General features: G+C 66.7%; 10 protein-coding genes. All 10 read left to right on the top strand.

Features of this window, described 5'->3' with window-relative positions:
• Positions 1-131 precede the first annotated feature (131 nt).
• The 10 genes from ACV959_RS02600 (at position 132) to ACV959_RS02645 (ending at position 12,046) form a co-directional block, all read left to right on the top strand.
• Entirely contained in the window at positions 132-992 is an 861-nt protein-coding gene (locus ACV959_RS02600; RefSeq protein WP_475738368.1) for an NADP-dependent methylenetetrahydromethanopterin/methylenetetrahydrofolate dehydrogenase, read from the top strand.
• A 1-nt stretch (position 993) separates the two neighbouring features.
• Positions 994-1,623, top strand: coding sequence for a methenyltetrahydrofolate cyclohydrolase (gene fchA / locus ACV959_RS02605; RefSeq protein ID WP_475738369.1), 630 nt, complete (start codon positions 994-996; stop codon positions 1,621-1,623).
• Positions 1,624-1,696: 73 nt separating this feature from the next.
• Positions 1,697-2,869, top strand: a complete 1,173-nt coding sequence (locus ACV959_RS02610; RefSeq protein WP_475738370.1) for a malate--CoA ligase subunit beta — start codon at positions 1,697-1,699, stop codon at positions 2,867-2,869.
• An 18-nt stretch (positions 2,870-2,887) separates the two neighbouring features.
• Entirely contained in the window at positions 2,888-3,775 is an 888-nt protein-coding gene (sucD, locus tag ACV959_RS02615; RefSeq protein ID WP_475738371.1) for a succinate--CoA ligase subunit alpha, read from the top strand.
• 139 nt (positions 3,776-3,914) lie between these two features.
• A complete protein-coding gene (locus tag ACV959_RS02620) occupies positions 3,915-6,659 on the top strand; it encodes a phosphoenolpyruvate carboxylase (RefSeq protein ID WP_475738372.1) in 2,745 nt (914 codons plus the stop codon).
• An 83-nt stretch (positions 6,660-6,742) separates the two neighbouring features.
• The gene (locus ACV959_RS02625) at positions 6,743-7,720 is read left to right on the top strand and encodes an HpcH/HpaI aldolase/citrate lyase family protein (protein ID WP_475738373.1); all 978 of its coding nucleotides are present in this window, start codon (positions 6,743-6,745) and stop codon (positions 7,718-7,720) included.
• 168 nt (positions 7,721-7,888) lie between these two features.
• Complete coding sequence (locus tag ACV959_RS02630; protein ID WP_475738374.1) at positions 7,889-9,250, top strand: glycerate kinase type-2 family protein; 1,362 nt, start codon at positions 7,889-7,891, stop codon at positions 9,248-9,250.
• A gap of 113 nt (positions 9,251-9,363) precedes the next feature.
• Positions 9,364-10,215 carry an NADPH-dependent oxidoreductase gene (locus ACV959_RS02635; RefSeq protein ID WP_475738375.1) on the top strand — a complete coding sequence of 284 codons (852 nt, stop codon included), beginning with the start codon at positions 9,364-9,366 and terminating at the stop codon, positions 10,213-10,215.
• A gap of 63 nt (positions 10,216-10,278) precedes the next feature.
• Positions 10,279-11,562 (top strand): MFS transporter, encoded by a 1,284-nt coding sequence (locus tag ACV959_RS02640; RefSeq protein WP_475739575.1) that lies wholly within the window; start codon positions 10,279-10,281, stop codon positions 11,560-11,562.
• A gap of 43 nt (positions 11,563-11,605) precedes the next feature.
• On the top strand, positions 11,606-12,046 hold the full coding sequence (locus ACV959_RS02645) for a hypothetical protein (protein WP_475738376.1): 441 nt from the start codon (positions 11,606-11,608) through the stop codon (positions 12,044-12,046).
• Positions 12,047-12,052 lie beyond the last annotated feature (6 nt).

The following is a 12,052-nucleotide window of genomic DNA, read 5'->3' on the forward strand; positions in this document are numbered from 1 at the left end:
CCGCGCTCATGTCCGCGCGGGGCGGGCCGTCGGGAGGTCGCGTGACGCGACCCGAATTTTTCGAACGTCCCGGCGCGGAACGCCGGGACAAGGCCGGCCATGACGGGCGGCGTGGTCCGCTGGAGACACTGATGACCAAGAAGCTCCTTTTCCTTTTCGACACCGATCCGGTCGCGAGCGTCTTCGACACGGTCGTCGGCTATGACGGCGGCGCCGATCACGTCATCGGCTACGGCGGCGTGACGACGGAAAACGTCGGCGCGCTGGTCGACGGCTGCATCTACACTCGCGGACCCAAAGAGAAGCAGTACACGGCGATCTTCGTCGGCGGCGGCTCCATGGTCGCGGGCGAAGCCGTGTTCAAGGCGGTGAAGAAGCGCTTCTTCTCCAATTTCCGCGTCTCGGTGATGCTCGACTCGAACGGCTCGAATACGACCGCCGCCGCTGGCGTCGCGCTTCTCGCCAAGGCTGGCGATCTGAAGGGCAAGAAAGCGGTCGTCCTCGCCGGCACGGGTCCGGTCGGCATGCGCGCCGCGGCCATGCTGAACATCGAGGGCGCCGAGGTCGCCATCACCTCGCGTGAACTCGCCCGCGCCGAAGCGTCGGCCAAGGCTATTCAGGAGCGCTTCGGCTTCACGCCGAAGGCTGTCGAGGCCAAGGACAACGCCGCCCGCGCCGAGGCGTGCAAGGGCGCGCAGGTCATCTTCGGGGCCGGCGCCATCGGCGTCGAGCTGCTCGCCGAAGCCGACTGGAAGGACAATCCGACGGTCGAGCTCATCGCCGACTGCAACGCCCAGCCGCCGCTCGGCATCGCCGGGGTTGAAGCGACCGACAAGGCCAAGGAGCGCCACGGCAAGATCGTCATCGGCGCGCTGGGTCTCGGCGGCCTCAAGCTGAAGCTGCATCGCGAATGCGTCGGCAAGCTCTTCGAGAGCGCCGACAAGGTGTTCGACTGCGAAAACATTTACGCCCTTGCGAAAGAGCTGGCCTGATATGAGCGCGAAGACTGAAACGATCGGCAAATTTCTCGACGAGCTCGCGAGCGGCGCGCCGACTCCGGGCGGCGGCGGCGCGGCTGCGCTGTCGGGCGCCATGGGCGCCGCGCTCGTGTCGATGGTCTGCAATCTGACGGTCGGCAAAAAGAACTACGAGGCCGTCTCCGAGGATCTGAAAAAGACCCTCGCCCGCGCCGAAGCGCTGCGCGAAGAGTTGACCAAGGGCATCGACGAGGACGTCGTCGCCTTCAACACGCTCATGGGGGCCTATGGCCTGCCCAAGGCGACCGACGAAGAGAAGGCCGCGCGCGCCGCCGCCATCCAGGAAGCGCTGAGGGCCGCGACGCTGGCGCCGCTCGCGACCTGCAAGGTCTGCTACGAGGTCATCGCGCTGTCGAAGGAAGCCGCCGACAAGGGCAATCTCGGCGTCATCAGCGACGCCGGCGTCGCCGTGCTCGCCGCCAACGCCGGCCTGCGCTCCTGCGCGCTCAACGTCTTCATCAACGCCAAGTCGATCAAGGACCGCGACTTCGCCGAGAAGCAGCTCGCCGAAGTCAATGCGCTGCTCGCCAAGGCGGCGGCCGAGACGGAAGCCGTCTACGAAGTGGTGCGCGGAAAGATCGGCTAAACGCCGAAACTGGCGGCTGACGCGTCCCGCGCCGGCCGCCCAATAAACGCGAAGAACCGCGAGGGAGAAACCGATGGACGTCCACGAGTACCAAGCCAAGGAAATTCTGGCGGCTCACGGCGTAGCGATCCCGCCCGGCGCCGTGGCCTTCAGCCCGGATCAGGCGGTTTACGCCGCGACGGAACTCGGCGGCTCCCATTGGGTCGTAAAGGCGCAGATCCATGCCGGCGCGCGCGGCAAGGCCGGCGGCGTCAAGCTCTGCCGCACCTATCACGAAGTGCAGCAGGCGGCGCGCGATCTTCTCGGCAAGCGTCTCGTCACGTCGCAGACGGGCCCGGAAGGCAAGCCCGTTCAGCGCGTCTATATCGAAGTCGCCGATCCTTTCGAGCGCGAGATTTATCTCGGCTTCGTTCTCGACCGCAAGCTGGAGCGCGTGCGCGTCATCGCCTCCAAGCATGGCGGCATGGACATCGAGGAGATCGCGAAGAACACGCCGGACGAACTGCTCCAGGTGATTGTCGAGCCGGCGGTCGGCCTCCAGCAGTTCCAGGCGCGCGAACTCGCCTTCCAGCTCGGCCTCAATCTCAAGCAGGTCTCGCGCGCCGTGCAGACCATCATGGGCGCCTATCGCGCCTTCCGCGACAATGACGCGACCATGCTGGAGATCAACCCGCTCGTCATCACCAAAGACGACAAGGTGCTCGCGCTCGACGCGAAAATGTCTTTCGACGACAATGCGCTCTTCCGCCGCCGCAACATCGTCGACATGAACGATCCCTCCCAGAGCGATCCGCGTGAGGCGCAGGCGCATGAGCACAGCCTGAACTACATCGGCCTCGACGGCGAGATCGGCTGCATCGTCAACGGCGCCGGCCTCGCCATGGCGACGATGGACATGATCAAGCACGCCGGCGGCAATCCGGCGAATTTTCTCGACGTCGGCGGCGGCGCCTCGCCGGAGCGCGTGGCCAACGCCTTCCGTCTGGTGCTCTCCGACCGCCGCGTGAAAGTAGTGCTCGTCAATATCTTCGCCGGCATCAATCGCTGCGACTGGGTTGCGCAGGGCGTCGTCGACGCGGTCCGTCAGGAGCGCATCGAGGGCGTGCCGCTCGTCGTGCGCCTCGCCGGCACTAATGTCGAAGCGGGCAAGAAGATCATCGCCGAAAGCGGCATTCCGATCATTCAGGCCGATACGCTGGCCGACGCCGCGCAGAAGGCCGTCGTCGCCTGGCAGAGCGTGAAGTAAGGGCCGGGGAAAGACATCATGAGCATTCTCATCGACGAAAAGACCCCGATCCTCATTCAGGGCATCACCGGCGACAAGGGCAGCTTCCACGCCAAGGAAATGATCGACTACGGCACCAATGTCGTGGCCGGCGTCACCCCCGGCAAGGGCGGGCGGACTCATCATGGCGTGCCGGTCTTCAACACGGTGAAGGAAGCGGTGAAGGCGACGGGCGCGCAGGCCTCCATCACCTTCGTCGCGCCGGCCTTCGCCGCGGACGCGATCATGGAGGCGGCCGACGCCGGCATTCGCCTCATCTGCTCGATCACCGACGGCATTCCCGCGCAGGACATGATGAAGGTGAAGCGCTATTTCCTGCGTTTCCCCAAGGATCGCCGTCCCATGATGGTCGGCCCGAACTGCGCCGGCATCATCTCGCCCGGCAAGGCGATGCTCGGCATCATGCCCGGCCACATCTACAGCCAGGGCAAGGTCGGCCTCATCTCGCGCTCGGGCACGCTCGGCTACGAAGCCGCCTCGCAGCTCAAGGAAGTCGGCCTCGGCATTTCGACCTCGGTCGGCATTGGCGGCGACCCGATCAACGGCTCCTCCTTCCTCGATCACCTCGTCCTCTTCGACAAGGACCCCGAGACCGAGGCCGTGCTGATCATCGGCGAGATCGGCGGGCCGCAGGAGGCCGAGGCGGCTGCCTGGATCAAGGAGAACTTCTCCAAGCCCGTGATCGGCTTCGTCGCCGGCATGACGGCCCCGAAAGGCCGGCGCATGGGCCATGCGGGCGCGATCATCTCCGCGACCGGCGACAGCGCCGCCGAGAAGACGGAGATCATGAAATCCTACGGTCTGACCGTTGCGCCCAATCCGGCGGAGTTCGGCGCGACCGTCGCAAAAGCGCTCAAGCGCGCTTGACGCCGCCCCTGCGCCTGCCGTCATCGGCGCGCGCGGACCTCGCAGCAAGGCTCGCGCCGCGATTGCTCCCAAAAGAGCAAACGCGGCGCGAGTTACTCAAACCGCCGGCAAGGCGATCTCGCATCCGCAGGGAGTCCTCATGACCGAGACCCAGAACAATCGAGCCGCGATCAGCCTGCCCTCGGCTTTCGCGACGCGTTCTGTGACCGAGGCCTCGGCCTTCCTGCGCGAACAGCTGCTCGCGGTCATCCGCCGCCATATGCCCGAGATCGAAGCCGTCGTGCGCGACAACAAGGCGGGCGCCGGCCTCGCGCCGCGTCAGATGGCGCGCGCGCTGCAGGCGCAGGGCATTCTGTTCCAGCTCGTCTCCATCGCCGAGCAGGCCTACGCCATGCGCCGCCGCCGCCGCATCGAGCGCGAAAAGGGCCATGACAAGCTGCTCGGCACGTTCGATTACGTTTTATCGAGCGCCGCCAATGCGGGCGTGCCGGCCTCAGAAGTCCATGCGCAATTGCATACGCTGCGCATCCGCCCGGTCATCACGGCGCATCCGACCGAAGCCAAGCGCGTCTCGATCCTCGAGAAATATCGCCGCATCTATCTGTTGATGCGCGAACTCGAGTCCACGCGCTGGACCGACCGCGAGCGCGAGGCGCTGGTGAAGTCGATCTACGACCAGATCGAACTTCTCTGGCTCACGGGCGAACTGCATCTCGAAAAGCCGACGGTCGAACACGAAGTCGCCTGGGGCCAGCACTTCTTCCAGGAGAGCATTTTCGATCTCGCGCCGGAGCTTCTGTCCTCGTTCGAACGCGCGCTGAAGCGCCATTATCCCAGCGAGAAATTCGAGGTCACGCCCTTCTTCCAGTTCGGCTCCTGGATCGGCGGCGACCGCGACGGCAATCCCTTCGTCACCAATGAAGTGACGCGGCGCACCATGCGCCAGAACGCGACCGCGAGCCTGAACTATTATCGCAATCGCGTCGTCGATCTCGTCCGCACGCTGTCGATCAGCGAGCGCGCCGCCGTAGTTCCGCCGGCCTTCAAGGAGGAGCTGGCGCGCCGGCTCGCCGAGCTGCATGACGGCGCAGCCATCGCTCAACGCAATTTCAACGAGCCCTATCGACAGTATCTCACAACCGTTCTGCGCAAGATCGACAATACGCTCGCCGCCACGAACGACGCGCCGACGTCGGGCCCGCGCTACACCAGCGCCGACAAGCTCATCGGCGATCTGCTGCTTCTCGAAGCGGCGCTGTCGGAAGCCAGGAGCGAGGCGCTCGCGACGGATCTCGTGCGCCCGCTGCGCCGCGCCGTCGAGATTTTCCGTTTCAGCACGGTGCGCCTCGACATTCGTCAAAACACGACGCGCACGACCTCGGCGCTCCACGAATTGTGGCGCGTCAAGACGGGGGCCGAGAACCCGCCGGACGTGAAATCCCCCGACTGGCGCGCATGGCTGCTGAAGGAGCTGGACGCGCCGCGCGGCGCGCCGGTTCCGCGCGAGACGCTGACGCCGGAGACGCGCGACGTCGTCGAAATGTTCGAGGTCGTCGCGGACATGCGCGCGCGCCTCGATCGCGAGGCCTTTGGGAGCTTCATCCTGTCGATGACGTCGTCCGCTAATGACGTGCTCGGCGTCTATCTTCTCGCCAAGGAGGCGGGGCTTTTCGCCGACGCCGCCGGCGTCGATCACGTCACGCTGCCGATCGTCCCGCTCTTCGAGACGATCGGCGATCTGCAGGACGCGCCGGACATCATGCGCGACCTGCTGGCCATTCCGGTCGTCCGCCGCAGCACCCATGCGCAGGGCGACCTGCAGGAAGTGATGATCGGCTATTCCGACTCCAACAAGGACGGCGGCTTCCTGTCGTCGAACTGGGAGCTTTACAAGGCGCAGGCTCGCCTCACCGAAGTCGGCCAGGAAATGGACGTCGCCATCGCCTTCTTCCACGGCCGCGGCGGCTCCGTGTCGCGCGGCGGCGCGCCGACGGGCCACGCCATCGCCGCGCAGCCCGCGGGCTCGATCCGGGGCCGCTTCCGCGTCACCGAGCAGGGCGAGGTCGTCTCCTTCAAATACGCCAACCGCGGCACGGCCGCCTATCAGATGGAGCTGCTTGCCTCCTCCGTTTTCGCGCATGCGCTGAAGTCGGAACGCGAGGCCGCGCTCGTGCCGCGCAAGGACTTCGACGAGGCGCTCGAGGAAATCTCCGCCGCCTCCTTCGCAGCCTATGAGAAGCTCGTCGGCGATCCCGACCTCGTAACCTATTTCCAGTCTGCAAGTCCGCTTGAGGAAATCTCGCTGCTCAACATCGGCTCGCGCCCGGCGCGCCGCTTCGGCGCCAAGAGCCTTGCGGATCTGCGCGCCATTCCATGGGTGTTCGCCTGGGCGCAGAACCGCCATTCAATCACCGGCTGGTACGGCGTCGGCTCGGGCCTGAAGGCGTTTCTCGACGCGCGCGGCGACCGCGGCCTCGAACTGCTGCGCTGGATGTTCGAGGATTCGCGGCTCTTCCGCCTCATCATGGACGAGGTCGAGAAGACGCTGGCGCTCGTCGATCTGTCCATCGCGAAATCCTACGCCAGCCTCGTCGCCGACGAGGCGGTGCGCGAGAAAATCTTCAAGATGATCGAGGACGAATGCGCGCTGACGCGAGAAATGGTCCTGCGCGTCACGGGCGACCGCGATCCCACCGAGCGTTTCAAGGAATACGCCGCGCGGCTCACACATCGTCTCCCGGTCATCAATGAAGTCAATCGCGAACAGGTCGAGCTTTTGCGCCGTTTCCGCTCGGCGCAGGACGAACAGGAGAAGGAGGCGGTGAAAGTGCCTCTGCTCATCTCCATCAGTTGCATCGCCGCGGGCCTCGGGGCCACCGGCTAAGTGCATCCTGGCGCGCTTCCGGAAATCCGTTTCATCTCGGCGGGGCGCGCGTTCATACCAGAGAAGAAGGAAGGGGAATTGCTATGAGCTTTACCTTGATCGAGCAGGCCACGCCGCGCCTGCATCGCTCCGAACTCGCCGTGCCGGGCTCCGCGCCGGGCATGTTCGAGAAGGCCGCGCAGTCGAAGGCCGACGTCGTCTTCCTCGACCTTGAAGACGCCGTCGCGCCGGACGACAAGGAGCAGGCGCGCAAGAACATCATCCAGGGCCTCAACGATATCGATTGGGGCAAGAAGACCATGACGCTGCGCATCAATGGTCTCGACACGCATTACTGCTACCGCGACGTCGTCGACGTTCTCGAAGCCTGCCCGCGTCTCGACGTCGTGCTGATTCCGAAGGTCGGCGTGCCGCAGGACGTCTACGCCATCGACATGCTCATCACCCAGATCGAGCAGTACAAGAAGCGGCGCGAGAAGCGCATCGGCATCGAAGTGCTGATCGAGACCGCGCTCGGCATGGCGAATGTCGAAGCGATCGCCCAGTCGTCTAAGCGCCTCGAGGCCATGTCCTTCGGCGTCGCCGACTACGCCGCCTCGACCCGCGCCCGCACCACCGTCATCGGCGGCGTGAACCCGGATTACGGCGTTCTCACCGACAAGAAGGAAGACGGCTCGCGCGACTATTACTGGATGGACCAGTGGCACGCCGCCCAGACCCGCATGATGGTCGCCTGCCGCGCCTATGGCCTGCGTCCGATCGACGGACCGTTCGGCGACTTCAACGATCCGGAAGGCTACAAGGCCGCCGCCAAGCGCGCCGCGGTTCTCGGCTATGAGGGCAAGTGGGCGATTCACCCCTCGCAGATCGAACTCGCCAATGAGGTCTTCACCCCGTCGGAAGCCGAAGTGACGAAAGCCCGCCGCATCCTCGCGGCGATGGAGGAGGCCGCCAAGGCCGGCAAGGGCGCCGTGTCGCTCGACGGCCGTCTCATCGACATCGCCTCGATCCGCATGGCCGAGGCGCTGATTGAGAAGGCCAACGCCATCTCCGGCTCGTAAGTCATATGGTTCACCCTCCCCTTGAGGGGGAGGGTGAACCGCGATAGCGGTTCGGGGTGGCGTGACCGCCCCAAACCCGGCGTTTCACCCCCTCCCGGCCGCCTTTGGCGGCCGACCTCCCCCCGCGAGGGGGAGATGGATCGCCCCTCGCAACCGGATGACATTTTCATGCCCGCCGATCCCCGCCAGCTTCTCCGCGACATGTTCGACGCCGCCGTCGGCGCCGCGCATCCTTCCGTCTGCCTGCCGCCCTATCTCGAGAAGATCGCGCCGCCCAAGGGCCGCACGATCGTCATCGGCGCGGGAAAGGCGGCCGCCTCCATGGCCGCGGCGGTCGAACGGCACTGGACCGGCGGGCCGCTCGAAGGCCTGGTGGTCACCCGCTACGATCATGGAGCGGAAACTCAGCAGATCGAGGTGATCGAGGCGTCGCATCCAGTGCCGGACGCCGCCGGCAAGGCCGCGGCTGGGCGCATTTTCGAGAAGGTCCAGGGCCTCACGGAGGACGATCTCGTTCTCGCGCTCATTTCCGGCGGCGGCTCGGCGCTGATGGCGTTGCCGGCCGAGGGCGTCACGCTCGAAGAAAAGCAGGCTGTCAACAAGGCGCTGCTAAAGAGCGGCGCGAATATTTCCGAGATGAATTGCGTCCGCAAGCATCTATCCGCCATCAAGGGCGGCAAGCTCGCCGCAGCGGCGGCGCCCGCGCGCGTCGTCGCGCTGATGATTTCTGACGTGCCGAACGACGATCTTTCCGTCATCGCCTCCGGCCCCACGGTTCCCGATCCGACGACGCGCCACGACGCGCTCGCGGTCATCAAGAAATATGGCATCAACGCCCCTGAGGCGGTGATCCGCCATCTCTCCAGCGACGCCTGCGAGACGCCCAAGCCCGGCGACAGGATTTTCGAGCGCGTGGAGAATATTCTCATCGCCACGCCGCAGGGCTCGCTCGACGCGGCCGCCGAGGTCGCGCGCAAGGCGGGCTATACTCCGCTCATTCTCGGCGACCTCGAGGGCGAGTCGCGCGACGTCGCGCTGGTTCATGCGGGAATCGCACGCCAGATCGCGCGCCACGGCCAGCCGGCGCCGCCGCCGGTCGCCATCATTTCCGGCGGCGAGACCACGGTGACGGTGCGCGGAAACGGCAAGGGCGGCCGCGACGCGGAGTTTCTGCTCGGCCTCACGCTGGCGCTCGAAGGCTTCGGCGGCATTTCGGCCATCGCCTGCGACACGGACGGCATCGACGGCGTCGAAACCAACGCCGGCGCCATCATGACCGCCGACAGTTTCGCCCGCGCCCAGGCGAAGGGCGTCGACCTCAAGGCGCTTTTCGCCAATAATGACGCCTTCACGGCCTTCGAGGCGCTCGGCGACCTCGTGGTGACCGGCCCGACGCGCACCAATGTCAACGACTTCCGCGCCATTCTGGTGCCGGGGCGCGTCGAGGGCGGGACGCATGTTCCCGCCCGCGCGGCGGAGGCTCCGAAAGCCGGCGCCGGCTGGCTGCGCTGGCTCGGCCTCGCGAATTAGACGAAGGATTGCTGCGGCGCCGCAAGCTTCTTGGAGCCCAGCGCCCCGCTTGCTAGAGTGACGCGGACAGGCGCCGGGCCGCGACGCCCGGCGCGAACCGTTTTGGAAGCCGAATGAACAAACCCGTCAGCCCCGACACCGTCGACCCGCGCGGCGCCGCCGCCATGTTCGAGCGCTATCGCCGCGACGACGCGCCCAGGCCGGCAATCTGGAACGACACGCTCGATCTGCTGCTCGCGCATCGCTCGCATCGCAATTATCTCGACCAGCCCCTGCCGCCCGGCGCGCTGGAGACGATCGTCGCCGCCGCGCAATCGGCCTCCACCTCGTCGAATCTTCAGGTCTGGAGCGTCGTCGCGGTCGAGGACGAGAGTCGCAAGAACCGCCTCGCCGATCTCGCCGGGGGACAAAAGCACATTCGCGACTGCAAGCTGCTCCTCGTCTGGCTCTGCGATCTCGCGCGCCTCGAAAATCTCGCCAAGGAGAAGGGCCGCGACGCCAACGCGCTTCCCTATCTCGAAATCTTCTTGACTGGCGTGGTCGACGCGGCCCTCGCCGCTCAGAACGCCGTCGTGGCGCTCGAGGCGCTTGGCCTCGGATGCTGCTACATCGGCGCCATGCGCAACAAGCCCGAGGAAGTGGCGAAAGAGCTGAACCTGCCGCCCAATGTCTTCGCCGTTTTCGGCATGACCATCGGCGTGCCCGACCCGGCCGCCAACGCCGGGGTGAAGCCGCGCCTCGGCCAGGGCGCCGTACTGCATCGCGAGCAATATCATTGGGACGACGCGCAGCGCGACGCGATCGAGACGCTCGACGTAAAGTTCAAGGACTTCCAGAAGGAGCAGGGCCTTCCCGAGCAGGGCTGGATCCGCCAGGCGCTCTCCCGCGTGCGCGGGCCGGACGCCATGAGCGGGCGCGACCGTCTGGGCGAGGCTCTGAGGGCGCTCGGCTTCGAGTTGCGCTGAGCTCATTGCGCAGCTAGCGATGGCGGCCTCTCGTCCGTTTGCGCGAAAGGCGCGCCCGTGACCATGACGCCCGGCAAACCGGCTTTCCGGACCGACGGCGACGCCATCGTCGACAAAGTCGCGTGGCGGCTCATTCCGCTGCTGGTTGCGGGCTTTTTCGTCGCCTATCTCGATCGCGTGAACGTCGGCTTCGCGGCGCTCGCCATGAACGCCGAACTCGGCTTCTCGCCCGAGTTCTACGGCTGGGCGGCGGGCGTCTTCTTCATCGGCTACTGCCTCTTCGAGGCGCCGAGCAATTATGTGATGCATCGCGTCGGCGCGCGTCTGTGGATCGCGCGCATCATGGTGAGCTGGGGGCTCGCCGCCGCCGCCGCCGCTTTCGTCTGGAGCGCGCAAAGCTTCGTCGTCCTGCGCTTCCTGCTCGGCGCGGCGGAGGCGGGGTTCGCGCCGGGAGTCATTCTCTACCTCACCTACTGGATCCCCGCCGCCCGGCGCGCGCGCATTCTCGCCGGTTTCCTCATCGCCGTGCCGCTCGGCAGCGCCATCGGCTCGCCGATCTCGGGCGTCATCCTCTCCACCATGGACGGCGTCGCGGGCGTCTCCGGCTGGCGCTGGCTGTTTTTTCTGGAGGCCCTGCCGTCGATTGCGCTCGGCGTCGTCTGCTTCTTTCATCTCCCGGACCGGCCCGCCGACGCGCGCTGGCTCGCGCCCGCGGAGCGCGACTGGCTCAATTCGGCCCTCGCCTGCGACGCGTCCCAGGCGGACGGCGATCATTGGCGCGCGGTCGCCGATCCGCGCGTCCTCACCCTCGGGGTCGCCTATTTCGGCGTCGTTCTGGCGCTCTATGGCCTGAGTTTCTGGCTGCCGCAGATCATCAAGGGCTTCGGCGCAAGCACGCTCGCGACCGGCTTCCTCGCCGCCGCGCCGTACGCCTGCGGCGCGCTCGCCATGTGGCTGTGGAGCCGCAGTTCCGACCGCGCGGGCGAGACCGTCTGGCATACGGCCGCCGCCGCCGTCCTCGGCAGCCTCGGTCTTGCAGCGGCGGCTTACGCGCCCTCGCATTTTTGCGCGATGATCGCCCTGACGCTCGCCGCCGTCGGCTCGGTCGCGGCCCTGCCGACCTTCTGGAGCTTCTGCACGCTCGCGCTCGGCCCCGCGGACGCGGTGGTGGGCGTCGCGGCGATCAATTCCATCGGCAATGTTTCGGGGCTCGCCGGACCCTGGCTCGTGGGAATCATCAAAGGCGCGACGGGCGAGTTCTCCGACGCGCTGCTCGCTCTCGCGGCGGGGCCGTTGCTGACGGCGGTCCTGATTCTGCGCGTGGGGCGGGGACGCTCCCGGCCCTGAGGGCGCCGTTCCCTCCTGAGCGCCGCGCCTTACATTTCCTTGCATGAGCGAGTCCAAAACCTATCGTCTCGTCCCCGGTTCGATGGGGCCGCGGCGCGATTTCCGCATCACCGTGGGCCTGCGCGAAGGGTGGGACGCCGAGGGCCGGGTCTATGACGTCTCGGAGGCCGTGCGCACCGCTCGGAGCTGGATGCGGCGGCGCGTGGCGCAAGGAAAGCCCGCGCTCTCGGGCATGTTTTCACGCGCGGAAGTAACCTACGCCTGGCCGCGGGAAAACGGCGCGGTCGGCTCCGACCGTGAACCCGTCGCGATCTTTGCGGGCGAGGCTGTGCACGCCTATCTCGGCCATCTTGCCGACGGCGACGTCGAGGCCATGCTCGACGAACTCGCAGCCGAACTCGGGCGGGCGCTGGGACAGGAGCGCATTTATGTCGCCTTTTGCGGCCGCACCTGGATTTTGAGCTGCGAGGAGGAGGGGGCTTGAAAGGGG

This window comes from Methylocystis sp. Se48 (assembly GCF_056269425.1).